This is a genomic window from Exiguobacterium sp. s91 (genome assembly GCF_018618915.1).
In the GTDB taxonomy this organism is placed as follows: domain Bacteria; phylum Bacillota; class Bacilli; order Exiguobacteriales; family Exiguobacteriaceae; genus Exiguobacterium_A; species Exiguobacterium_A abrahamii.
This window is the reverse complement of record NZ_JACSMZ010000001.1, coordinates 136,873-160,711: the sequence shown is the minus strand read 5'-3', so window position 1 is coordinate 160,711 and position 23,839 is coordinate 136,873. Positions and strand designations below refer to the sequence as shown.

Annotated in this window: 21 protein-coding genes; 3 read left to right on the top strand and 18 right to left on the bottom strand. The window is 46.7% G+C overall.

The window, feature by feature from the left end:
* Positions 1-82 precede the first annotated feature (82 nt).
* Complete coding sequence (locus tag KNQ06_RS00815) at positions 83-1,234, top strand: hypothetical protein (RefSeq protein WP_215147063.1); 1,152 nt, start codon at positions 83-85, stop codon at positions 1,232-1,234.
* A gap of 38 nt (positions 1,235-1,272) precedes the next feature.
* Here the strand turns inward: KNQ06_RS00815 and KNQ06_RS00810 are convergent, their stop codons facing one another.
* The 12 genes from KNQ06_RS00810 to KNQ06_RS00755 all read right to left on the bottom strand — a co-directional run bounded on the left by KNQ06_RS00810 (position 1,273) and on the right by KNQ06_RS00755 (position 17,761).
* Entirely contained in the window at positions 1,273-2,199 is a 927-nt protein-coding gene (locus tag KNQ06_RS00810; protein ID WP_029342698.1) for an LCP family glycopolymer transferase, read from the bottom strand.
* 154 nt (positions 2,200-2,353) lie between these two features.
* Positions 2,354-3,040 (bottom strand): hypothetical protein, encoded by a 687-nt coding sequence (locus tag KNQ06_RS00805; RefSeq protein ID WP_215147061.1) that lies wholly within the window; start codon positions 3,038-3,040, stop codon positions 2,354-2,356.
* A gap of 16 nt (positions 3,041-3,056) precedes the next feature.
* The gene (locus tag KNQ06_RS00800; protein ID WP_215147059.1) at positions 3,057-3,746 is read right to left on the bottom strand and encodes a hypothetical protein; all 690 of its coding nucleotides are present in this window, start codon (positions 3,744-3,746) and stop codon (positions 3,057-3,059) included.
* Positions 3,747-3,761: 15 nt separating this feature from the next.
* Positions 3,762-4,454 carry a hypothetical protein gene (locus KNQ06_RS00795; RefSeq protein ID WP_215147057.1) on the bottom strand — a complete coding sequence of 231 codons (693 nt, stop codon included), beginning with the start codon at positions 4,452-4,454 and terminating at the stop codon, positions 3,762-3,764.
* Positions 4,455-4,484: 30 nt separating this feature from the next.
* On the bottom strand, positions 4,485-5,183 hold the full coding sequence (locus KNQ06_RS00790; RefSeq protein WP_215147055.1) for a hypothetical protein: 699 nt from the start codon (positions 5,181-5,183) through the stop codon (positions 4,485-4,487).
* Positions 5,184-5,227: 44 nt separating this feature from the next.
* Positions 5,228-5,911 (bottom strand): hypothetical protein, encoded by a 684-nt coding sequence (locus KNQ06_RS00785; protein ID WP_215147053.1) that lies wholly within the window; start codon positions 5,909-5,911, stop codon positions 5,228-5,230.
* A 17-nt stretch (positions 5,912-5,928) separates the two neighbouring features.
* Positions 5,929-7,488 (bottom strand): S8 family peptidase, encoded by a 1,560-nt coding sequence (locus tag KNQ06_RS00780; RefSeq protein ID WP_215147051.1) that lies wholly within the window; start codon positions 7,486-7,488, stop codon positions 5,929-5,931.
* A gap of 137 nt (positions 7,489-7,625) precedes the next feature.
* On the bottom strand, positions 7,626-9,200 hold the full coding sequence (locus KNQ06_RS00775; RefSeq protein WP_215147049.1) for a S8 family peptidase: 1,575 nt from the start codon (positions 9,198-9,200) through the stop codon (positions 7,626-7,628).
* A gap of 123 nt (positions 9,201-9,323) precedes the next feature.
* Positions 9,324-12,002: a glycoside hydrolase family 70 protein gene (locus KNQ06_RS00770; RefSeq protein ID WP_215147047.1), complete on the bottom strand. Its 2,679-nt coding sequence runs from the start codon at positions 12,000-12,002 to the stop codon at positions 9,324-9,326.
* Positions 12,003-12,208: 206 nt separating this feature from the next.
* The gene (locus KNQ06_RS00765) at positions 12,209-15,547 is read right to left on the bottom strand and encodes a hypothetical protein (RefSeq protein ID WP_215147045.1); all 3,339 of its coding nucleotides are present in this window, start codon (positions 15,545-15,547) and stop codon (positions 12,209-12,211) included.
* 500 nt (positions 15,548-16,047) lie between these two features.
* Positions 16,048-16,458 carry a hypothetical protein gene (locus tag KNQ06_RS00760; protein WP_215147043.1) on the bottom strand — a complete coding sequence of 137 codons (411 nt, stop codon included), beginning with the start codon at positions 16,456-16,458 and terminating at the stop codon, positions 16,048-16,050.
* A gap of 61 nt (positions 16,459-16,519) precedes the next feature.
* Positions 16,520-17,761 (bottom strand): UDP-glucose dehydrogenase family protein, encoded by a 1,242-nt coding sequence (locus KNQ06_RS00755; RefSeq protein ID WP_215147041.1) that lies wholly within the window; start codon positions 17,759-17,761, stop codon positions 16,520-16,522.
* 111 nt (positions 17,762-17,872) lie between these two features.
* Between KNQ06_RS00755 and KNQ06_RS00750 the strand changes: the two genes are divergently transcribed.
* Positions 17,873-18,124, top strand: coding sequence for a hypothetical protein (locus KNQ06_RS00750; protein WP_230088487.1), 252 nt, complete (start codon positions 17,873-17,875; stop codon positions 18,122-18,124).
* Positions 18,125-18,193: 69 nt separating this feature from the next.
* On the opposite strand, the gene KNQ06_RS00745 is transcribed toward KNQ06_RS00750, so the two are convergent.
* From KNQ06_RS00745 to KNQ06_RS00720, 6 genes are all read right to left on the bottom strand, one after another.
* The gene (locus KNQ06_RS00745; protein ID WP_215147038.1) at positions 18,194-18,619 is read right to left on the bottom strand and encodes a helix-turn-helix domain-containing protein; all 426 of its coding nucleotides are present in this window, start codon (positions 18,617-18,619) and stop codon (positions 18,194-18,196) included.
* A 112-nt stretch (positions 18,620-18,731) separates the two neighbouring features.
* Positions 18,732-20,300 carry an SdrD B-like domain-containing protein gene (locus KNQ06_RS00740; RefSeq protein WP_214807972.1) on the bottom strand — a complete coding sequence of 523 codons (1,569 nt, stop codon included), beginning with the start codon at positions 20,298-20,300 and terminating at the stop codon, positions 18,732-18,734.
* Between the two features lie 135 nt (positions 20,301-20,435).
* Complete coding sequence (locus KNQ06_RS00735; RefSeq protein ID WP_214807975.1) at positions 20,436-20,750, bottom strand: four-helix bundle copper-binding protein; 315 nt, start codon at positions 20,748-20,750, stop codon at positions 20,436-20,438.
* 97 nt (positions 20,751-20,847) lie between these two features.
* Positions 20,848-21,270, bottom strand: coding sequence for a hypothetical protein (locus KNQ06_RS00730; RefSeq protein ID WP_029342715.1), 423 nt, complete (start codon positions 21,268-21,270; stop codon positions 20,848-20,850).
* A 7-nt stretch (positions 21,271-21,277) separates the two neighbouring features.
* Positions 21,278-21,700, bottom strand: a complete 423-nt coding sequence (gene fabZ, locus KNQ06_RS00725) for a 3-hydroxyacyl-ACP dehydratase FabZ (protein ID WP_029342716.1) — start codon at positions 21,698-21,700, stop codon at positions 21,278-21,280.
* Between the two features lie 28 nt (positions 21,701-21,728).
* Positions 21,729-22,025, bottom strand: coding sequence for a DNA-directed RNA polymerase subunit beta (locus tag KNQ06_RS00720; RefSeq protein WP_029342717.1), 297 nt, complete (start codon positions 22,023-22,025; stop codon positions 21,729-21,731).
* A gap of 404 nt (positions 22,026-22,429) precedes the next feature.
* Here KNQ06_RS00720 and KNQ06_RS00715 point away from each other — a divergent pair, with 404 nt between their 5' ends.
* Positions 22,430-23,797 carry a hypothetical protein gene (locus tag KNQ06_RS00715; protein WP_064299258.1) on the top strand — a complete coding sequence of 456 codons (1,368 nt, stop codon included), beginning with the start codon at positions 22,430-22,432 and terminating at the stop codon, positions 23,795-23,797.
* Positions 23,798-23,839 lie beyond the last annotated feature (42 nt).

Here is a 23,839-nt window from a genome sequence, read left to right as displayed (position 1 = left end):
TTGAAAAACATTGCGTATAATAAAAGATGAATTGTTACTTTTTACATTCATTTCCGTATCTCGACATAGGAGGAATTTCTTTATGCATCGCTCGTTACAAGCGCTACAATTCTATACATCTCACTCGAAGGAAGATATCGCACGACTTCATGAACGGATTCGTTCGAGTCTTGCTTCGACGGAATCCTTGACGGATACGATGATCCGAATTACTGGTCAACCGCCACTGATTCCTTATGACGAAGATACCGTCACGGTCGAAGAATGGAATGCATTCCTCGCCGGAAAACATCATGCGACATTAGCTGACTTTTACGGTACATTAGTCGCTCGTCCAATCTTGGACGAAGATGGTCCACTCCCGGACGAGGCAGAAGAACCACTTCCAACTCTTTCACGGAGTCAACGCGAACCGGAACCAAAACGACGTAAAAAAGAGAAAGAAATCAAGCATGCTGGAGCAAAACGACCGTTACCTTGGGGCTGGATTGCGCTGTTGATTCTTTGTTTCTTACTTGGAGCCGGTGGAACTTACGTCTACTCGACATACTTCGTAGGATCTGCAGATACGACACCAAAGGCTACTGTCGAAAAACCGGTCACAGTTGAAAAAACGAAGGAAAAGAAACCAACAGCACCAGAAGAGACTGCCGCTGTTGATGATGTCCTATACGTCAAAACACGTTCGAGCAACATCTACCGGGAAGAGTCGATGACGACATTGCTGTACGAAGCCGATTTCGGTGACGGATATCGCATCGTCAAGAAAAATGACGGTGTGACTGAAATCGAATTGTCGGATGATTTAACGGGTTATATTAAAACGTCCGATACGACAAAACGGCTTGAAGGTGAAACACTTGCTGATGAAACGCTTTTGACGTGGGTCAACGATCAGCTCGATACAAGTTTTGTTACCGGGACCCTCATTGACCTTATCGGTAAAAGTAGTGAAGAACTGAATAGTCTTTATGGACCAGCCGATCGGACTTTCAATGATGAATTGCATGACTACCTGTTTTACGGAAATCACTTTTTTGTCTTGAAGGACAACAAAGTCATCGCCATTGACTGGACGGAGACGACTATTACGAATGAGCAATTAGCCTCACTCGCCCCACTTCAACTAGAAACGGAATCGACAGGACTCGTCACGAGTAACTCGTATCGTCTCCAACGTTTTGCAAAAGACGGAACGATCAGCCGGATTCGTCTAGCGGAACAATCGTTCTAAACGAAAAGCACCGAATCCGTGAGATTCGGTGCTTTTGTTCATTCCATATCGAGTGAATAGCGTAATGCCGTTTGTGTCTCTTTTAATGAATCTTCTGTCGGGTGCCAGTAATAAATTCCGTCGCCTTCTTTTCCACCTGTTCCTTCGAGTTTCAAGTTCTTCTGGTTACGGAAGGCATCCATGTAATCAAATGCTAAAGTACGCATCGGTTTGAACGAGACGTTTGTTTGTGCATTTTTGCCAACGACGTCCATGATGGCGTTAAAGTTACTAACTGATACATCGGATGACAATTTGTTCGCGACTTGAGCGATGACTTCCCGTTGGCGCATCTGACGACCAAAGTCACCACGTGGATCTTCATAACGCATGCGTGTGAATTTCAAAGCCGATTTTCCATCTAAGTTAACTTTACCGACCGGGAAATGTGTCCCACTGACCGTAAAGTCGATGTCGTTATTGACCGTCACCCCACCGACTGCATCAACTAGGGACGTGAACCCTTCCATGTTGATTTCTGCATAGTAATTGATTGGGATATTAAGAAACTTTTCGACTGTCTTGATTGCCATCTCCGGTCCACCGAATGAATACGCATGGTTGATCTTATCATTTGTTCCTTTTCCGACGATATCAACCTTCGTGTCCCGAGGAATACTGATCAATCGACTTTCGTTTCGTGTCGGGTTCAATGTCATGACCATGATTGAGTCACTGCGTCCGCGCTCTCCTGGACGTTGATCGACACCAAGTAACAGAACCGAAACCGGCTTTTGCTCTTCGACGACTTTGTCTCCCGTATTCTTGACGGGGGATTGAATTTTTTTGACCGTTTGGTCGACTTGATAATATGTATAGCCGATGAATCCGCCGACACCGACGACGAGGACAAGTGCAATCAATAGCATGATTTTCAGTGGTGTCCAGCGTTTTTTCACCTTACGTCTTTTTTTGACTCGTTCCAACTGCGTCCATTCCCTTCTGTGTTTTGCTTCTCGTTAGTATCGGTCATCCATGAAAAAACTTACAGTCCGAGTATAACGAAATTTGAGAGCGATTTGTCAAAAACGGGAAAAGATGAAAAAAAGAGCCTATCGTTCAGATAAGCTCCTTCGTTCATTAGAGTGACGTTTGACTACCTACTGTATAGGTTTTCTTCTCATAATCATAGTTCATGATGACAAGTTTACGCTGTGTTGTCGAAGTCGGGAACACGTATGTTTTCGAGAGTGCTTTGATTCCGAGTCCATATTCTAGTTCTTGTTTCGTTTGAATCGATGTCCAGTCGATTGAATCCACTCCTGTCCACTCACCCAAACCAGTTCCAGATAATACTGCATCCAATTGCTTTTCGGTCATGCCCGTCTTGATTTTCTTTCCTTTGAGCAGTTTCATCTTACTTTCACGTGCACCTGAGTAACTATCTGCACGATAAAGATCTAGCGATTTCCCTGTCAAACGATAAACCGAACTGTTCTTTTTCGTCATGAACTGAAAAACAGACACATTCGTAAAGTTCTTTTCATCAGAGAACGCATATGTCGTCGTTTTTTGCCCTTGAGATACGGTCGTAAATTCCGCTTTTTTCTTCAATACCGTCGAACCACTCTTTTTCGTCAGCTGCTTCTTATATTCTTTCCCATAGATGACTTTTGCTGCTTGCTCGATTGTCATCCCCGCTTTTAATGCTGTGTAACGGTCGGTTACTTTCGTTTCGTCTTTCGTCGCCGCAGATGCTGCTCCTCCGAATAAAGTCGTTCCTGCGATTACTGTTGCTACTGCAACTTTCGTAAATGTCGTTTTCATGTTTCTATCCCCTTTTTTAGAATGTTTGATAGTCTTCAACAATGTAGGTTTTCTTTTTAGCATCGTATGTCATATCGACGTAAACACGCGATTTTGTAGATTTTTGAAAGATATACGTTTTTCCTTTATATTCGCTTGCTTCCCCAGCTTTGATTTCAGCTTGGCTGTAAACACTACGTGTATCAGCTTCCATCACTCCACCCCATTCACCAAGACCCGTCCCTGATAATATGCCGTCGAGTTGTTTTTCCGTCATACCGAATTTAATTTTAGCTCCTGAATTCACCTTACGTGTGCTCTCGCGATATTTTGAATAACTATCCCGACCGATTTTTAGTTCTTTAAAGACAAGACGATACACAGAGTCATTCTTTTTTGTCATGAAAGCAAGTCCAGTGAACGTCGGAGGCGTCTTGACTTTTCGATCGTAAAGCTCATAGTAGATTTCCTTACTTTTCCCTGACGTATTTTGAAGCACTTCCTTCATTTTCAATACTTGTGAACCTTTTTTCGTTGTCAATTGTTTTTTGTAGTCTTTGCCGTATAAGACTTTGGCGACTTGCTCCATCGTCATACCCGCTTTGAGTGCTGTGTATTGATTTGTCGCTGTTGTCTCGACTTTCGTCGCCGCCGATGCCGTGCCACTAAAGAGTGTTGATCCCGCGATGATTGTCGCTACCGTGATTTTCATGAATGTCGTGTTCATACTCTACTCTCCTTTTTAATACTGACTATGATCTTCGACACGATACGCTTTCTTTTTCGTGTCATAAATGAAAAAGATGTATTGCCATTTGTTTGTTGCAGTCGGAAAAACGTACGATTTCGTATGAATGATCGTCGCTTTCCCTGCTTTGACTTCTTTTTTTCGAAGGACGGATGTCGTATCGACGTGACCGAGTGTTCCGAATGCCCCGAGCCCTTTCCCCGTCAGTAATCGATCGACTTGTTGCTCCGTCATCCCGTTCTTGATTTCCGCACCTTTGACCAGTTTGCGATCGCTCGTCCGAAATCCGGCTGCCGTGTCACGCTTGAACTCCATTTGTTTCATCGTCAGCCGATACTTTGTCCCACCTGTCTCCGTCATGAACATCAGGACACCGATTGCTGACGGGAATTCCACTTTTCGATTCACGAGATCATAAAGTAGGACGTTCCGATCCCATTCCTCCATCTCGATTTCTGTGTTCAATCGTAAGACTTGTGAACCGTTTTTCATCTTCAGTTGCTTTTTATACGTCTTGCCATAGAGGACTTTGGCGACTTGCTCCACTGTCATCCCCGGTTTTAAGGCACGATATTGTTTTGTCGCGATCGTCTCAGCCTTCGTTGCCGCATCCGCCGTTACTGGATGTAAAGAAACTATTGCGACAAGTACCATGAGAAGCCATCGTTTGACGTTCCACTTCTGCATCCATTTCACTCACTTTCTGTTGCACGTGCTTTAGTTTTTTGTCTTAATCGTCCGAATATCACTGACCTGGTAGGTTCTTTTTTGTTCGCTATACGTCAGTTCGACATGTTTCCACTTGTTCGTCGTCGATTTAAAGACGTATTCCTTGATCCGAGACACTTCAGCAAATCCTCGTTTTTGTTCGTCTAGCGTATAAGCAGACGCTGTATCCATATGACCGAGCATCGTCCAGTTACCAAGACCCTTCCCCGTCAATTTCGCATCCAGCTCTTTTTCCGTCATCCCGTTCTGGAGTACGGCACCTTTGACGAGCGTCCGTGTGCTTTCACGATATCCTGTCTTCGTCTTCCGTTCGATGAACAAGGCTTTCGTCACCAAGCGATACTTCGTACTCTTCTGTTTCGTCATGAATTGTAAGACCAGTTCAGTCGGGGGATGTGTTGTTGCCGAATCGGAGAGGACGTGGATTAATTGCTTATGTCCTTCTTCGTCTCCTTCGAAGTTGATTGGAAGTTTAAGAACAGTCGATCCGTTTCTTTTCTTCAGGTGTTTCTGATACGACTTGCCGTACAGGACTTGCGCGACTTGTTCCATCGTCATTCCATTTTTCAAGCCCTTGTACTGTGACGTCGCAAGCGTTTCTGCTTTTGTTGCTGCGGAAACTGTTCTTGGAACAAACAAACCAAGCAACAGTACTAAACAGAGTGACCCTATCATGATGCGTTTCATACCTGTTTCCTACTCTCCTCGATGACTCCATGAATCATCCTTATTCATTTTTCGTATTTCAATGAAATCCCGATTTCTGTATCCACTTCATATCGCTTTTTCTGTGTGTTATAGGACAAGGTGACGACCTGCATCTTTTTCGAATGCGACCGGTGGAATTGATAGATTTTGTAGCGCCCCGTTTTCATCGGACTTTCTTTGAAAACGGACGAAACGTTCCAACTAAAATACATTGACACCTGTCCAAGCTTTTTGCCGGACACCAGTTGGTCGAGTTGTTTCTCCGTCATCCCGTGGCGTAATGACGCCGGCTTCATGAGTGTCCGGCTATTTTCATACAACCCATTTTCCGTATCAGCTTGGTAGTAAAGCGCTTTTTGTGTTAGGTAATATGTCTTCTGGTGCTGTTTCGTACTAAATTCAAGAAGCGTTGTCGTCGGAAGGTTTTTGGAGGGACGCTCAAGTACGTATCCGAGGGAGCGATACCCTTGTTCGTTATCGGTCGTTCCCGGTTTTTTCGTAAAGATGACGCTACCATTTTGTTTCTTGATGTATTTACGATACTCTTTTCCGTATATCGTCTTCGCGACTTCCGTCAGCGTCATACCGAACTTGAGTGCTTTGTACGCTTGTTTGATCTGCAGTGCTTCCTTTGATGCTGCCTGTCCTTCGAGTGTCCCACTGAAACAGAGGGCACCGATGAGGAAGACACATAGGATACGTTTCATCGTTTAACCTACTTTCCTTATTTCACGAGCTGAACGGCACGATCGGCATTCAAGCGACCATATCCGTACGTCGTGTCGCGACCTTTTTTGCCGAGGTCCTTCGCTGACTTCCGAAGAATCGATTCGACGTCCGTCACTTTGATACTTGGCTTTAAGCTATAGAGGACACTCGCGACCCCTGCGACATGCGGTGTTGCCATCGATGTGCCACTCCAGAAGATCGATTCGCCGTCTTGCAAATAACTCGCGATATCTTGCCCCGGTGCGACGAGATCGAGCCCTTCACCGTAGTTCGAGAATGACGCTCGTTTATCGAATCGGTTCGTCGCCCCGACCGAGAACGCATATTTCGAACGTGCCGGATAGGACAGTTTCGATGCGCCTTCATTACCGGTTGCTGCTGCAACGAAGATCCCTTTCTTGCGCGCTTCCGCTAAGGCATCTTCAATCGCCAGTGAGACACCGCCACCACCAAGGCTCAAGTTGATGACTTTTGCCTTTTGTTTCACAGCGAACAGAATGCCTTTGGCGATATTCGAGTTCGACGCGTAGTTATTGCGCGAGATGACCTTGATCGGAATGATGCTTGCTCGATCGTTGATCCCCGTCATCCCGTAGCCATTGTTTGATGTTGCAGCGATCACACCGGCAACGTGTGTCCCGTGCCCGTGATCGTCATAAGCAAGTTGACGTTTATGAACAAAATCATATCCGAGATCCATCCGGACGCGTCCGGCGAAATCCGCATAGGTCGGATTGATCCCCGTATCGACGACCGCCACGCGAACGGTCGAACGTGATTTGTTGGCAATTCGTTTGACCATCGCGTGATAACCGATATCCGCTCCTTTTACGCCTCCGCGTTGTCCCGTATTTTTCAGCGCCCACTGGACGGACTGGAACGGATCGGTGCTGAGTAACTTCATCGGTTGATCGAGTTCGACGTACCGCACGCCCTTCGTTTTTTCCAGTTGGCGTTTGGCTGCCATCGCTTGGATGAAGCTGTTGTAGGAAAACTTCTCGAGCCGTAACGTACTATCAATCGTTTCGTGATCAGTAGCCCGTGACGTCTGTGACAACGTACTCGCTTTCGTCGCCCCGTTCAGACGAACGACGAGACTCGTCGCTTGTCCGGTTGTCGTTGATTTTGTCGCATATTCGCGAATTGGTTCAAGGCGTTCGAGTTTATAGGGAATCGTAAAAGCTTTATTCTTCGCCCCCGTCACTTCGATGTATTGTCGCCCACTCCACGTCAGTGGGAAAAAGAGTGTCTTTTTACTATTCGCATACCGCGCATACGGATCTTTTTGTTTGTATTCCGTCTGCGACGTATAAACGGTTGCTTTTTTGGAAGCGTCAAAGGCGAACTTCAAGTGTGTTCCACCTGACAGATACGTCTTCGTATCAAAATAGAACAATGCCTTTCCGCTCGCATCGAACGTTCCTTTGATGTAGCCTTTTTTCGTTTTCGCTTCGATGGCCGGCACTTTTTTCGCCGTTGTCGCAGCTTCTGTCGTATCCCATGTATATGTACCAAATGCACTCACGAGGAGAGCACTGACGATGACCTGTTTCATTTGGGTTTCACTCCTTATCGTTGTATCCTTTTTCATTATAATGGAAAAAATTGATTTTCCTAGTTCTTTTTACCTCTATCAATCAATGAATTGACTGAAAAAAAGAAGCCCTGTTCGCACAGGACTTCTTGACTGCATTAAGGGATTAGTTTGACGGCGTTATCGGCATTCAAACGACCGGCACCATAACTCGTATCATAGCCTTTTTTACCGAGATCCTTCGCTGATTTCTTGAGGATGCTTTCCACACTACTTGCCTTCAAGGACGGCTTCAGACTGATCATAAGACTCGCGACACCTGCGACATGTGGCGTCGCCATCGAAGTACCACTTCCATATAGCAACTCCCCATCTGCGAGATAACTTGGAATCGAGACGCCTGGAGCAACGAGGTCTAGACCTGTTCCATAATTCGAGAACGACGCTTTCGTATCTTTTCGTCCGGTCGCACCGACCGACAAGACATATTTCGAACGGGCCGGATACGCGACCGTTCCGCGTCCTTCGTTTCCGGAAGCGGCGGCGATCAGGATGTTCTTCTTGACTGCCGCTGCTAATGCCGACTCGATCGATTTCGAAGAAGAACTACCGCCGAGACTCATGTTGATGACTCGGGCACCTTGTTTCGTTGCATGCTGGATACCTTTGACGAGTCCCGAGACCGAACCAGCCCCTGACTCATCGAGCACCTTAATTGGAATCAACGTCGTCATCGGATTGATACCGGTCATCCCGTACGTATTATTTCCACCGGCTGCAATGATCCCGGCGACGTGTGAACCGTGTCCGTTATCATCCCACGCCGTCTTATCGCCATTGATGAAATCATAGCCAAGATCCATCCGGACTTTACCGGCGAAGTCGGCATACGTCGGATTAATGCCGGAGTCAAGGACTGCGACTTTCGTTGCAGACAGCTTCTTGCCTTTGATGCGTTTTTGCATGGCGACAAAGCCGATGTCTGCTCCCTTCAGTCCCTTTTTTTGTCCCGTGTTCTGCAGCGACCATTGATGTTTTTGATAGGCGTCGACACCGAATGCTTGGATCGGTGCGTCGAATTCTGCGAACGCAACGCTATTCGATTGCTCGAACTTTTTCTTCGCTGCTTCAGCGTCAGCATACGAATCATAGACGAGTCGTTCGATGCGGAGCTCAGACGCTATCGGTTCGATTTTTGAGGCACCGAACGATTGTGCCCGCATTGCACCAGGGCGTGTCTGAACAAGTAACGCCGGTTTGACTGCTTTGACAGCAGCTGCCATCGATTCCTCGATTGGTTCATAACGTGAGATGTAGGCAGGAACAGAATAACGGTCGCCCGGATAGCCTTCGAGGACTAAGTATTGTCGTCCGCTCCAACTGAGTGGAAAGTAGAGCGTATCATCCGTAACTTGATAGTAGCGATTGTAGACACGACCTGCTTCCGCATCGGCTTTACTGGCGAACATCGTTCCGTACGTATCGTAGTCGAGTTCGAACTCAAAATGCGTTCCTTTTGCGACGAAATCCTTCGCATCAAAATACCAGACCGCAAATCCATCCGAATCAAAGCGACCTGTTAAAGCACTACCGGCTTGCTTTGAGAACGCCGGGACTTCCTTTGCCGTCGTTAATGTTGCAGGACGAATCGTTTCCTGCTTTTCAAACGCATTGACTGGTACCGTACTACAGATCAAACCAAGCGCTAAGCTCCCTACTATCCATGTTCGCATCATTGTTCCTCCCTCTAGGTCTTTCTTACTAATACCCGGATTAGATGGAATTATGTGGAATATAGTGAAACATTGACGCGAATCAAAAAAACATCACTCTCGCAGGGAGAGTGATGTCTAAAATTACTTGACTGTGACTGTGAATGTTTTGACGACTTTGTAGTTTCCTACTGTCGTGTATGTGACACGGATCGTCGTTTTGCCTGCTTTGATCCCTTTCACGTTACCACGCGACGAGACTTGTGCGACTTTTTTGTTCGCTGACGCATACTGAACGGATTTGATCTTATCCGTTGCTGACGTATACGCGATACGTGTAGTCTGGTTCTTCTTGAGTGTTGCTTTTGTTGCTTTCAGCGTGACGCTGTTCGCTTTTGTTTCGATCGGTAAAACTGTTTTCAAGACAAAACCGTCTTTTAACGTAACCGTTGCTTCAACCGTCGTCTTACCTGTTGCTTTACCTGTCAGACGACCTTTTGAATCAACTGTCGCTTTTTTCGTATCAAGGACACGGTAGCGTGTTGACGCAACTGCTGATGTCGTGTTCGTAACTGTCGTTTTCAAGTCGAGTGCTTTTCCTTGGTAGACAGCACCTGCTTTGATTGCTGCAACTGGCGCTTTTGTTGCTTGTGGGACGAAGACGCCGACGTAACCGTTGACTTCAGCTGTCTTGATACCTTTGACTGGAACCGTCAAGATACCGTTCTTATCTGTGACGAGTTTCGTGTTCGTGACGCCACTAGCATCGACGAAGACTTGGTTCGCGTGTGTTTTACCCATGTTGACTTGAACTGTCGTATCTAGGGCTGCGTTTTTCCCGATGACTGTCGCGACACCTGTGTTGCGGTCTTTTCCGAAACGAACGCTTGAGATCAAGTCTTTACCCGCTTCTTTAGACGTGTTCGATGTGTGGTACGCAACGTGTTGTTTACCATACGCATACTGTTTACGGACTTTTAGGAGATTCGTGATTTCGTCATAGTACGGTGTCGTTTTCGACATGTACGATGCATCCGTCTGGTAGAGATCACCGTAGTAGACCGTTGGTACCGTGTTTTTGTTCGAAAGAAGGAACGCGTATTGCGCGACGACGTTTTCCGTCGAGTATTTCTTCGTTGGACTTGCGAGTTCTTTGTTATAGATCGCAAGTGCCTTCGCTTCATCTTCTTTATTGTAGAGCTTCTCGAACGATTTCGGCTCGCCATCTTTTCCGTACTGCGTATTCGTTTTGATGCCGTACGCATCAAGCATGATTTGGTTGACGCGGTTTTTCTCTTGGTCATGGTTGTTGACGAATGACCAGTTCGCTTGAACGTTCGTCGCGCCGTCACCTTCACGGTTAACGACTGAGACTTTCGCTAAGTCACGGAGTGCACGTTTGTTCGATGGCGTAAGTGCTGAACGGAGCGTGAAGTAAAGCTCTCCGTCCATGACGAGTTGTTCATTATTGTTAGCTTTCATGTAAGCATTCTGTTCTGTTTTATAGCTCTCGATGTAGCTGAGGTAATCTTTTTTACCGAAGTGCGCTTTTGACACTTCTGCTTCTGCATTCAAGATTCTCGTATCATAGTGTGATGCCGCATCGATCCGGAAACCATCGAACTTGTATGTCTCAAGCATCCACTTCATCCAGTTCTTTTGCTCCTTGATGACTTCTGGGTTCGAGTTCGCAAGGTCGACACCGATCAAGAACTCATCGTTGTTCGTCATCGTTTTGTTGTATGCCTGCGTTGGGAAACCAGTCTCATCGACGAAGAGGAACTGATCTTCGATGTCGATCCCTGAGTTATCGTTTTGGTATGAACGTTCTTCTGATCCATAACCGTACGCAGCTTGTGTTTTCATGTATTCTTCCGTCAACGAAGCGATTTTTCCGTTTTCCGTTGAGGTGAGTAAAGCTTCTTTTGTTGCGAAGCCGTTTTGTTTCATGTACTCCAGGTATCCTTCATCCTTCGCATATTGCGAAAGCATTGGCTTCCAGTTCTCTGGTGAGACTTCATACCAACCGTCTGCTGCGAGGTACGTATCGATGACATTCAAGTTCTGTGTCTTCGCTGCGTCAAGCAACCATTCTGGTAAGTAGTTCTTCGCATCGTCCTTACCGAAGTAACGGTACGGTTTACCGTCTTTATCCGTCATGACACGACCCATCCCCTGCCCTTGCAGTGATGTTCCATTGATGAACGATTTGTTCCATTCTTTGAGGTAACCGTATTTTGCTTGTCCCATACCGCCACCTTTTGTGTAAGCGAGGTAAGGCGTTGCGAGGGTCTTTGTTTTCTCTCCACCTGTGAATGGATTCGCGAACGGCTCACCTGAGCTTGTCGCACGACGAACAAAAACAGCTTCACGTTGATTGAGACCGAGCATTTGGTTCGGTACGAGGTCCATCTGAACTTTGATGTTGTCGTCATGCAACATGTCGACCATCATCTCGAGTTGTGTTGCTTTTCCATATTTTGTCGCAACCGATCCACCTGGTCCTTGTGGGAACTCACCGAGGTCATAACGGTCAGCAATTGCATACCCCTCCATGTAACGCGCCATGTCGAATGAACGGTATGCAGGTGGTAACCAAACGTCTGTCACACCCCACGAGTTAAGCAATTCACCTTTTTTAGCAAGCGTCCGATACATGTTGCTTTCGTACGGTTGATACAGGCTGAAGCTTTGGAAAATAACGCGATTGTCGAGCTTTTCACTTGGTGCGAAAGCCTTTGCGCTTTCTGGTGCATACGTTAGTCCGCTTGTCGCGACCAATGCCGCAAGCAAACCTGTTGAGACTTTTTTCGTCTTATTCATGAGTCTAATCTCCCTTTAACTAATCTATATTTCTAATTATTTATACCTAAAATTTCAAATAACATCACATAATTTAACATCTTCTTCAAAGTAAATACAGTTGTATTTTTGAAAATAGGTAAATAGATTTACTAAAATGCAATCGATTGCGCTGATTTGTCACAAAAAACCTCTCCCTACCAAAGTAGGAAGAGGTTTCGCGTTTCTTATAGTCCGAGAAGAACTGCTTTCTCGTAACCACCAGTCAAGACAGAGTTGTCATACGACTGAAGCTCTTTGTTGACTGTGATGACGTTCGACAATGTTTTGAGTGTTCCTTCTGGAACTTTGATCTTAACGATGTCGAGACCGTTCGTGATATCATCATCCGAATCAGCAAGCGAGATGCTTGTGCCGACCGGGAGATTTTTTCCGTTCAACGTGTACTGTGCAGTGTTCGTCGCATCGTACATTCCAGTGTATTGAACACCTTCAGAGAACTTGATACGGATGACGTCTTTTTCATCTTTTGCGTTTGCCGTGACTTTAACGATTTCGAATGGTGAAGCCACTGGTGTGACTGGCGTTTTCGAAACTTTGAAGTCGTGTGTCGCTGTAGCGACAGTGTTTCCGACATCGTCAGAGAGTGACTTGACGACGACTTTCCACTCTTCTCCGTAACCGTCTTTGTCGACGAGATACTGAAGGTTATCATTCGCAGCGACGCGGAAGTTCATATCTGAGCTATCCGTGTAACCAACGACTGATCCATCGATCGTAACGGTTTTACCGTTTTTATCTTTACCGATGAACTCAACTGTTGTTTTCGGCGGAAGTACTGTACCTTCTGCGTTGATGAGTGGTGTATCCGACTGATCAAGACCACGAAGTTTAACCGGCTCGCTCATCATGACTGTGAAGTCATTCGTCAAGAGGTAACGGTCAATCGTCGTGATTTCCGCACTCTTCAGATCTGGAGAGTTGAGCGGTGAACCAGCATAGTTGAGATCAAGCGACAACGCGTCGTTTTTCTCGCCGTTTGCTTCTGCTTTGACAGAATCTTTTGCGAGCGAAAGTTTGAACTTATCGTTGTAGTAGTTCTCTTTCGTGTTGACTGTATCGTAGATTTCCGTCCAGTCCTTATTGAGTTCGAGGAGAACTTCGCCTGTCTCTTCATCGTAGTACGTGACATCAGCATACTGGCTGAAGTCTTCGTACAACTTCGTGTTCGAGTTGTAACGCTCGAGTTTCAACTTCTTCGAAGCAAGCAATGCTTTGACCGCATCAAGATCAAGACCTTTCAGCTGTTTGCTGAACATGATACGGAACTGTTCTGGCGACTCAACAACGACACCAGCTGTCGGCTTGACTGTATCAGCAGCGACTGTGAAGTCGAGGTTTTGTGTCGTTCCGATGTTCGACTCATCCGAAAGGGCTGCGAAGTCCATCGTGTTCCAAATTTGGAGTGAGTGTTTACCAGGTGCGAAGTAGCCTTCTTTTGCTCCTGGATACGCTTCTTCTGGAGCAACACCCATCATTTTCGCATCGTTCAACGTGATGATGACTGTATCACGGCGATCGACACCTGTTTTGTTATCAAATCCGAGGTATTCGACTTTGAAGTACTTCTCGCCGTATTGACCATCGATTTTGAACTTCGCGCCTGCGATTGCTTCAGAGAATTTCACTTCAAGTTGGTTCAGACCGACTGGTTTGACCGAAGTGACTTCCGGCTGACGTGCATCTGTCAACTTGAAGCTTGCTTTTGACTTCACTTCTGTATCCGTGCTGCTTGTGATTTTCGCAAGCACTTTAACAGTTGCGTTGTCTTGGAGTGGTGTTTCTTTATCAAGGATCAATTCGAATGCTTTTGGATTCGAAGGAATGGATTTGATACCGATGACGCGTTTCGAACCATCGAACTGTTCGATTTGGATGTTGTCGTTTGCGAGGTATTCACTCTCGTCAACAGTCGGTAATTTCTTATCGAGACCGAACGATTTCAAGAGAAGGTCACGTGAAACGGCTTTATCGAGGAAAATCGTCACACGATCCGCTTGGTTCGATTCCGCTGCAAGAACGTTGATCAATTCAACTGGTGCTGGTGTAACCATGACCGTGCTGAATTTGACTTTCGCTTGTCCATCGATCTTACCGATCAAGTCTTTGTACTCGCCATTGACCGTCTCGATGATTTGCGCATCGATCGTTGCTTCGATGTCTGTGTTGCTGAACTCAGACGTCAAGAGAACCGTCGCTTTACCATCTTGAATAGTAACGCGTTCTTTCGCGAGTGAACCGAATGATGTCGATAATTTTAAGACGATATCGTCTGCTTTCGTATCGACTTCACCTGTTGCTTTGTTTTTCAACTGGAATGTGACTTCCGTGTTGTCTGATCCGTTTGCAAGGATCGAAGACGCTTTTGGTGTCACTTCAAGCATCCAGATGTTTTCGACGCTTTGCGTCATGAAGCTGAGTGAACCGAGGTCTTTTGCAACGCCACCAATCAAGATGCCTTTTGCGTCAACTGAGTAGTCCATGCCGTACTCGAGTCCTTCGACTTCAAGAACTGCTGACTTCTTGTCTGCGCTAAGTGTCGCTGACTTGACTGTCGCACCTGCGATTTTGAAGTTGTCTGCTGAGACAGAGTCAACGGCACGCGAGAATGAGACTTCGACTTTCTCTTTGCCGATTGCTTTTGCTGAAGCGAGAACTGTGTTTGCAATCGTGAAGTCCATCGGAGCTGATTTGACATCGCCGACTTTGACGACGTAGCTGTGTGTTCCTTCTGGAATGCCACCTTGTGATGCCATGAACTTCCCTTTCGAGAGCGTTCCTTTTGCAACGATCGGAGTTGCTGACATGTCTTTGCCTGGGTAGATCAAGAGTTCTGCCATTGCGCCCACTGCTGGGTACATGACGTCTGCTTTGACTGAAAGCATCTGATCATCGACGCTTCCCATGACATTCGAGATGCTTGCTGCCTTGACTTCGTAGTTGATGTAACCTGTTACGACAGAGTTAGCACCTTTGTACGAGTAAGCCAGTTTATATTTGCCTGCTTTTGAAGTCGATGGTGTTTTGAGGTTGAACTTGCTGATTGGACGCTTAACGATGATACCTGATTTGTACTGGATGCTGATCGTGCTTGGCAATTGAACTTTTTCGCCAACAGCAACCGGCTCGAGGACTGGTTCGAGGACATCAACTGGGTAGTTTTGAAGTTCGACCTTGAGGATCGCTTTCTTCGTCGTACCTGCTACCTTACCGTAAAGGACTTGGTATTTGTTGATGTATTTCTTTTCGAATTTGACAGAACCGCTCCATTTGACTGAGCGCATTTCGTACTTGCCGTTTGAAAGTTTGACTTTGACTTTCGTCGGTAGCGTCAATTTCTTGACTGCATATTTCGAACCACCAGCGTGTTTCATCAAGATTGGAGAGATGTATTTAACCGAGACCTTCGATGCTGCATCAGCAGCAACCGGTGCTACGACAGACGCCGTGACTGCGAGCGCAGCTGCAGCAGCGTACAATTTGTTCGATTTCTTCGAGTAACCCATGTTTACTATTCCTCCTCTTTTCTAACAAATCACAAGCGAAAATCCCAATTTTAAATCTACAATATAAGTAAAATATAGAAATATTTTACTTTAAAGCAGTCAAAAAATTCTTTAGTCGTCTTAGGAGGAGTACCTTCTGTTTCACGTGCGACTTTTCGTCTATCATCAAGACGATCCATTCGTGAGCCATTATGTATCCGATTGGGATGAACTAAAGAAACTGCCAAAATCGCTCCAAGAAGCCATTTCTGATTGTAGATTCGTACGTCCCACCGTTTCGTTTTTGAGAATCGGTAGAAACGCTACAGGTCAAATATACAAAAATGGGAAGGACGCCACAATAGATTTTTTGTAAAAAATAGGTGAATAGTAGTAAGGTAAAATATATTTACACGGGCTGTGCATGGAAATTAATTTTTGGATTCACCCCTTTAAAGAAAACGCTTACATTTCATTAGGTTTTTGCCTTATTTTCGTTTTATTAAAATAAAGTTTTGATTTCACGAGATAAAATGATCTGCTTTTTCGATTGCTTGAAGGAACGATTCCCGATGCAAGCGATGAATATCATCAGCCCACATTTCGATATTTTTTCCGCGTCGTTTTAATTCAATCGGTAATCCACGACCAATCCAATCGAGCTGCCGTTGCAGGACATGACGTTTTCGTCCATCTTGTCGTTCCGCCTCCGTGAACTGGCGCAAGTACTGCAAGACGTAACCGAATCCGAACTCAATCGGAATCCGCAGTTCTGCTCCTTTATCACGGATTCGGATAATCCCAGCACCATAATGGATGGCCCGAAACAATTCTTCATTGATACGCTGATACCACGTTCCTTGTGTCAGACAGTGCGGCTCTAGTGCGCCTTTTTTTCCACTCGGTAAGACTGCGAAATAATCAATGACCATGCGTCTGCTCCTTTTCCTCAAAAATAGGTGAGTCCGCGAGGGGCTCACCTATCATGACAGGTCAAACGGTTCGATTGTTCGAAAATGATTTAGCCGGTCGTCCAATACTTTCGTATTGAACATCTCCCGGTTGATCCGTGAATGACCAACAGTTACGTCCATCAACGACACGGGGTTGACGCATCTGACGAACGAATTGCTCTGGTGTAATATTACGGAGCTCTTCCCATTCCGTCATAATAACTGCAACATCTGCATCCTTCAATGCTTCTTCGACCGTTTGCTTTTGATCGAGTAACGTTCGGGCAACTGGATCATATCCAGTTACAATGACGCCAAGTTGCTCCAGACGTGCTGCGAGGCGTAATGCTGGTGCGTCCCGCAAGTCATCCGTTCCTGGTTTAAAGGCGAGACCGAGTAGCGCCACGCGCATCCCAGTTCGTGGTTGGATTTTTTGTAAGACATAATCTAGTTGAGCTTCATTTGTTTTATCTGCTGCTTCAATGACATAAAGTTGTTGCTCATGTTCACGAGCGAGCGTCGTAAGCGCTGCGATATCTTTCGGGAAACATGATCCACCGTATCCGGCTCCAGCTCGCAAGAACGAGGAACCAATCCGTGGATCGAGACCAATTCCTTTTGCAACGTCCGATACGTCAGCCCCAACAGCATCTGCTAGTCGAGCGATTTCATTGATAAAACTGATTTTCACTGCCAGAAAACTATTCGCCGCATATTTCGTTAACTCAGCCGTCGTCGGGTCGACTTCAACAAGAGGTGCTGTCGTCGCAAATAATGTCGCTAGTTCTTGCGATAAATCGTCATTGTTGGTTCCGATGACGACACGATGAGGATTCCGCATATCAGCAAGAGCCGTACCCTCTCGTAAAAACTCAGGGACCATCGCAAAGCGTAGCGTCGGATACTGCATCGCTAGTTGCATCGTCGTACCAGGTGGAACTGTCGATTTAATAATGACAGCCGCAGTTGGTGCGATTCGTTCAATATGAGCGACAACAGCTTCTACTGCCGACAAGTCACAACTCCCGTCCGCTTTCTCCGGTGTTCCGACAGCGACAAGATATGTCTTTGCGACTGGGTATTCCGTCGTGAATGTCATTCGTTGTTGATTCGCGACTAGCGCTTCTTCGATCCCCTCTTCTTTAATCGGCGGGATCCCTCGTGTCAATTGCGCCATCCGTTCTGCATTCAAGTCAACGCACGTTACGTCGTGTCCGTTTTCCGCCAGTCCAATTGCAGTCACGAGACCGACATATCCTGTTCCAATCACTGTCAGTTTCATTCCATCACGTCCTTCGATAGTTTCTCTGTCTCCACTATACGGGAGAGCAGAAGATTTGTGCATCGAAAAAGCTTTCTGAATACGCTATACTGGATTACGGGAATGGGAGGAATGCTCGTGGCTATCATTATCTTTTGCCTCGTCTGTCTCATTGCGTATCGGATCCGCAAGCTTCCCGAAGCACTACGGACGATTTTACTCATCCTCGGTTTAATCAGTGGATGGTTCGCGCTCTTTGAGATGATCAGCTTCATCGAAGCTAACCCGTACTTGGCTGCAATCCCGATTGGACTGGGACTTGCTTACTGGTACTGGTACCGTAAAAAGAAACAAGCAAACGACAAAACCCCTTCCGACTCGTGAAGTGGGTTTTTCTTATGGTCGAACGAAAAAAAGCGATGTCTCCTCAATTGGGGACATCGCTTTTCGTGTTCAGAACTGAACTTTCCGTTCGATTGCTGCGATCTTCTCTTCAATCTCAAGCAACTTCAGTTCGTGCTCAAGTTCGAGACGACGTTTTTTGCGTTTGAGACGATCGAGTTCTTCTGCGAGTGACTCGTTTGATGCTTCCGGCTTCGGTGGGGCTTGCTCCATCGATTGACGGAGTGGGTCAAACAAGTTCGATTTCGCGAACTGAGCCGCTTCCGGTCCGAACATGTCTTGGATGAGTGGGAGAATCTTGTTCATCGCGGTTCCTGGAATCTGTGACTTCTCATCGACGAGACGTTTGAGCGCCAATTCATCGACGAGATAGCCTTTTCCATCCTGTTCGGCATGCAATTCGCCTGTACGGATCCAGCGACGGACCGTTTCTTCTGAGACACGTAACAATTCACTGATCTGCTTTGTCGTTAACATCGTCATCCCTCTTTCCCTCTAGTAGTATCTTTACTATACACACATGTGTGCGTGTGTGTCAAAAGATGCACACATCAAAAAAAGAGACCTTCTGATTGAAGGTCTCTAATCATTATGCTCCCCGACGAACGAGTAACCAAAGACCGACGATGGCAAGTCCTGCTCCCGTTGTTGCATATGGGAACGGCTTGTCTTCACCTGCTTGTGGTAATGTGCCCGTTGCTGTCGTTGTCGTCGGTTTCGATTGTTTTTCAGCCGATTCGACTGTTTGGACAGATGTTTCTGTTGACGTTGGTGTTGGCGTCGGTTTTGCGACCGGTTCTGCTTTCGCGATTTCCGCGAGCAAGATCGTACCGAGGCTGCCTTCTTCGATCGTCACACCCGCTTCCGGTGATTTTCGCTCGAAGTACTTCAACAACTCATCAATCATCTCTTGTTCTTCCGGCGAGATTGATTCTTCATCGCTCGCCATCAGTTTCATCGCTTTCGCTTGCTGAGCGAATGACTCATAGTCTTCATACATCTCTTCATCCATATCCATCATCAAGTCATCCATGTCAAGGTGATGCATCGCTTTGACCGTGTAGCCCGCTGCGACTTCCGTCTTGATCGTGTACGTTCCCGGATCAAGTTGGAGCATCATCAAGTCATCTTTTGCGATCTTTTCCTGATAGACATCCTTTCCTGTGATCGCATCCGTTACCGTATACGTCGCAGGAACTGTTCCTTCATCAAAATCTGGCTGTTGGTTTCCGTTTGCATCAAAGAAATTGACGACAGCTAACCAATGCTCGAACATACCGTCGAGCTCTTCGTCGCCGTAAATCCCAGCGTCGATCACTTCCGTCTGACCTGCGACGAGACGGACTTTCTTCATCCCAAAGTCTTCATCGACATCGGAGTCGATCGTCCGGTCGTCACCAACGTTTTGCTCGGAATAGAAATAGTACCCCATGTCATATCCGTCGACTTCGACTTCATATGTTCCTGGTTTTAAATCCTTGAAGCTGTATAGACCATTCTTAGTGTATACTTCATCGATGACATCTTCATTCCGGTCCATCAAATAGACGACTACATCATCGAGACGTGTTTCCTTCTCTTGGCGAATGCCGTCTTCGTTCTCATCGAACCAGATCGTTCCTTCGATCGTTGCCGTCGTCGGTGCCTCGACTGGTGTCGGTGTCGCGTCATCACCCGTCTCTGGCTCGTCTGTCGTCGGCTCTTCCTTGACCGGTTCTTCCGTCACAGGCTCTTCTGGTGTCGGTTCCTCCGTCACCGGTTCGTCCGTTGCTGGATCTTCTTTGACCGGTTCTTCTGTTACCGGTGTCTCTGGCGTTGGTTCTTCTGTCGTCGGCTCGTCTGGTGTGACGACTTTACCGAACTGGACGAGAATCGTCCGTTGTCCATCTGCTGAAACGACCTTGACGACAGGTGCCGTCTCCGCCGTGAACGTCACGACCGGTGTCTCTTCGATGTTGACGTCTTCCCCTGTCACGCCGTCTTCAAAGACGAGTGCCGTCTCCGACGTGATATCGACGATGCCTGTGCCTTCAAACGTCAACGTATACGGACCCGTGCCCGTTCCTGTGACGTCCCACTCGACGGTTTCTGCGTAGACCGGTAACTTCAAACCGAACGCGACGACGAGTGCCATCAAAAGTAAACTAAGTTTTTTCATGAATGTATGTATGCTCCTATCGTGATTTAATATTACCTCCCTAAATAGTAAACAAATCCGCCAAAAATAACCAGAAGAAATCTTGAATTCCTGCTATTTTTTTATAATAAAAAAGCCTTGTCGAAAGACAAGGTCTTAGACGAGCTGACTACACGCTTGCGCACATTCCGTACACGCTTTCGCGCACTCTTGGCAATGATCGTGATCGTGTTTACTACACTCAGCGGCGCATGCTTCACAAATCTTCTGGCATGCTTTAGCGAGGACCGCGACATTCGAGCTGTTTCGAGCGATCGCTTGTAGCAAGAGGCTACAGATATCAGCACAATCTCGGTCGAGTCGAATACAATCCGCCATATGCCCGACATGTTCTTCCTTCAGACAGGCATCAAAACAATGATTACAAGCAAGAATACAATCTGTCAGTCGTTGCTGTACCGTGTGATCCATATTGATTCCTCCTTTTGTATCTATTTTCTGTTCCCTCACGAGCCGAAATTAAACAAAAATAAGACAGCACATGGAGCTAGAAGCTCGCTATGCTGTCTTATTTGACGATCTCAAGCGGAATCTCGATTCCACGCCCTGCTCCTGCATCAATGATGAGGACCGGAAGACGCTGGTCATCGAAGACTTCTTTTTCGATCGTCGTATTGGACGTATAGGTCCGGATTTCCCCCATCTTCTTCGCTTCGAAGGAGACGAACGGAAACGGAATCGATTGGTTGGCGACTTCGAGCCGGATATCGACCTGTTGGTCATCGAGTCGAATGTCATTCGCTGTCCGGATGACGAGACGCATCCGGTCATTTTCCGTCAGGGTGACCTGTGCGGAAATGTTCTCGGTCTGTCCTGCACGCTTAACAGGATCCACGATGACCGTCGGGGAAGCGGTCTTCGCTTGTTCTGCGCGCTGACAACCAGGAACGACGAGTAAGGAAATCGCGAGGGGGAGAAGCCAGCGTTTCATGTTCGCTTCACTTCATAGCAAACGTCAGTTCAGCGACACAGGCGACTTCCCCATCGACTGTGGCTGTGGCACGACCTTTACCGATCGGTCCGCGGACCTTCGTCAATTCGACTTCGAGGCGGAGCTGATCCCCGGGCACGACTTGACGTTTGAAACGGCATCCTTCAATTCCTGCGAAGAAGGCGAGCTTCCCTTGGTTCTCTTCCATCTTCAATACGGCGAAGGCACCGACTTGCGCGAGTGCTTCGACAATCAAGACGCCGGGCATGACATTGTACTCTGGGAAATGGCCATTGAAGAATTCTTCGTTCGCCGTGACGTTCTTGATTCCAACGGCACGTTTTCCCTCTTCGACTTCCAAAATGCGGTCAACGAGTAAAAACGGATACCGGTGCGGAATGACTTCCTTGATTTGTTCGATCGTATACATATTCGACAGCTCCCATCACTGATTAAAATTAAGATTTCATCCAAAAATCGGTGATGCGGGTCCATGTGTCGAGCTTTAACACATCCATTGCCTCGCCACCACCAAACGTCGCATAACCCACCATTGCGCCGACGATCAGTGCTACGACGATGAGAACGAGAACGATCAGTACACGTACGATGATCGGAACTCGGCGTGTCGAATATGCACGAAGACGTCGCTCTGATTTGTGCTCCGGATTGCCGGTTTCCTGGTTTGAAGCCTGTTGCTTCTTCTTCAGGCGTTCACGCGTTGGCTGATCCGTGCCTGTTTGGTTTTGTACCATCTTGATCACCTTTCATTGATTCAGTCTGAGAACAGTATAGCATATTAGTACCTGGTATTAAATAGTTCCAAATTCGCTACAAAACGTGTTCCGCAACTAGTGTAACACGATGAGACAGGCAATTCCTCTAAAAAATTTTAGTTTGTGTATATAAGGAAGGCGAAAAACAGTTTCCCACGTTCTGCGGTTTTTTTACACTTTTTTAAATCCAAATGAAACTGTCCGGCGTAAGCTTTCCAGAACGACGCAACAACGGTTCTTGGATGGCACGAAACATCACTTCAACAACTTATTAAAAAAATTAAAACTTTATGCAATCCAAACCACCCGACGTTGCGTAAGCTATTCAGAACAGGCAAGAAACACCTACCAAATAAACCAAAAACTGAGAGGAATGATTTAAGATGAAACACACGAAAAAATTCGCAGCATCAGCAATGGCAGCAGCACTCGTACTACCAGGAACGGCAGCATTCGCTTCCGGTGGCGGAGAAGACATGAAACAAGATGCACCGAAAAACGTCACGGTCAAAACAAAAGCCGCTGACCTTCGTGCTACACTCGATCAATTACTCTCTGAGCACTTCGTCCTCGCAGTCATGGACATGAAGAAACAATATGACGGTTCAAAAGACGCACAGTACTACGAAGCAGCACTCAAACAAAACGCACTCGACATGACTCCAGCAATCGCTTCAGTCTACGGTGACGAAGGCGCGAAACAGTTCGAGAAAATCTTCGTTGATCACAACAAATATACGACAGACCTCGTCAAAGCTGTAAAAGCAGACGACCAAGACGGCATCAACGCTTCGAAGAAAGAAACAGAAGAGTTCGTTCAAGATCTCTCAAGCTTCCTCGATACAGCTACGGAAGGTAAACTCCCGAAAGCAGCAGCTGAAGAAGTCCTCCGTGCTCACGAAGCAGACGTCTACAAAACATTCCAGCAATATGCAGCTGGTGACTACGAAGGATCGTACAACACGTTCCGTGAAGGTTACAGCCGCATGTACGATATCTCAAAAGCACTTTCTGTTGCAATCACAACACAGATGCCTGAGAAATTCGACAACACGAAAGCTGACTCAAAAGCAGCAGATCTTCGTTCGACACTCAACAGCCTTGCAGCTGAACACGTTGCTCTTGCAAACCTCAGCATGACAGCTGGCGTCGACCAAGCGAAAGACTACGATGCAGCAAACTGGGCTGAAGACATGCACACAGCTGACTTCAAAGCAGCCATCAAATCGATCTACGGTCAAGCCGGTGCAGATCAGTTCGAGCAAGTTTGGACGAAAAACCACATCGAAGCACAAGCGAACCTCGTCACAGCAGCAGTCAATGACGATAAGAAATTGATGGGTGACGCACAAGACATGCTCAAAATGTTCTCGAACGACTTCGGTGCATTCCTTGGTGCAGCGACAGAAGAAAACCTTCCAACAAAAGCAGCACAAGAAGCGGTATCAGGTCACGAGACTTACGTCCAAGATACGTTCATGCAGTATGTTGAAGGCGACTACAAAGGTTCTGTCGACACATTCCGTGAGTCTTACGCTTACATGTACGGCGTAGGAGCTAACCTCGGTGATGCAATCGTTAAACAATCACCAGAGAAATTCATGGATGGTACTCCAGGATCAATGCCTAACACAGGTAACGGTGGAATGAGCGACAACAACTCAGCTGCAACAACTGGTGCGATCGCAGTATTCGGTCTTGCACTCGGAGCAGTCGGTCTTGTCCTCGCACGTAAACGTCAAAACGCCTAAGAAATTGGGTATAATCAATAACAGGATAGCGACATGCTATCC

Excerpts from the sequence above, each read along its gene's own strand:
- KNQ06_RS00805 (WP_215147061.1), bottom strand. The coding sequence starts at position 3,040 with ATGAAAACGACATTTACGAAAGTTGCAGTAGCAACAGTAATCGCAGGA.
- KNQ06_RS00715 (WP_064299258.1), top strand. The coding sequence starts at position 22,430 with ATGAAACACACGAAAAAATTCGCAGCATCAGCAATGGCAGCAGCACTC.
- KNQ06_RS00790 (WP_215147055.1), bottom strand. The coding sequence starts at position 5,183 with ATGAAACGCATCATGATAGGGTCACTCTGTTTAGTACTGTTGCTTGGT.
- KNQ06_RS00750 (WP_230088487.1), top strand. The coding sequence starts at position 17,873 with ATGCTCGTGGCTATCATTATCTTTTGCCTCGTCTGTCTCATTGCGTAT.
- KNQ06_RS00760 (WP_215147043.1), bottom strand. The coding sequence starts at position 16,458 with ATGGTCATTGATTATTTCGCAGTCTTACCGAGTGGAAAAAAAGGCGCA.
- KNQ06_RS00780 (WP_215147051.1), bottom strand. The coding sequence starts at position 7,488 with ATGAAACAGGTCATCGTCAGTGCTCTCCTCGTGAGTGCATTTGGTACA.
- KNQ06_RS00815 (WP_215147063.1), top strand. The coding sequence starts at position 83 with ATGCATCGCTCGTTACAAGCGCTACAATTCTATACATCTCACTCGAAG.
- KNQ06_RS00770 (WP_215147047.1), bottom strand. The coding sequence starts at position 12,002 with ATGAATAAGACGAAAAAAGTCTCAACAGGTTTGCTTGCGGCATTGGTC.
- KNQ06_RS00720 (WP_029342717.1), bottom strand. The coding sequence starts at position 22,025 with ATGGTACAAAACCAAACAGGCACGGATCAGCCAACGCGTGAACGCCTG.
- KNQ06_RS00775 (WP_215147049.1), bottom strand. The coding sequence starts at position 9,200 with ATGCGAACATGGATAGTAGGGAGCTTAGCGCTTGGTTTGATCTGTAGT.
- KNQ06_RS00785 (WP_215147053.1), bottom strand. The coding sequence starts at position 5,911 with ATGAAACGTATCCTATGTGTCTTCCTCATCGGTGCCCTCTGTTTCAGT.
- KNQ06_RS00730 (WP_029342715.1), bottom strand. The coding sequence starts at position 21,270 with ATGAAACGCTGGCTTCTCCCCCTCGCGATTTCCTTACTCGTCGTTCCT.
- KNQ06_RS00735 (WP_214807975.1), bottom strand. The coding sequence starts at position 20,750 with ATGGATCACACGGTACAGCAACGACTGACAGATTGTATTCTTGCTTGT.
- KNQ06_RS00740 (WP_214807972.1), bottom strand. The coding sequence starts at position 20,300 with ATGAAAAAACTTAGTTTACTTTTGATGGCACTCGTCGTCGCGTTCGGT.
- KNQ06_RS00765 (WP_215147045.1), bottom strand. The coding sequence starts at position 15,547 with ATGGGTTACTCGAAGAAATCGAACAAATTGTACGCTGCTGCAGCTGCG.
- KNQ06_RS00745 (WP_215147038.1), bottom strand. The coding sequence starts at position 18,619 with ATGTTAACGACAAAGCAGATCAGTGAATTGTTACGTGTCTCAGAAGAA.
- KNQ06_RS00795 (WP_215147057.1), bottom strand. The coding sequence starts at position 4,454 with ATGCAGAAGTGGAACGTCAAACGATGGCTTCTCATGGTACTTGTCGCA.
- KNQ06_RS00800 (WP_215147059.1), bottom strand. The coding sequence starts at position 3,746 with ATGAACACGACATTCATGAAAATCACGGTAGCGACAATCATCGCGGGA.
- fabZ (WP_029342716.1), bottom strand. The coding sequence starts at position 21,700 with ATGTATACGATCGAACAAATCAAGGAAGTCATTCCGCACCGGTATCCG.
- KNQ06_RS00755 (WP_215147041.1), bottom strand. The coding sequence starts at position 17,761 with ATGAAACTGACAGTGATTGGAACAGGATATGTCGGTCTCGTGACTGCA.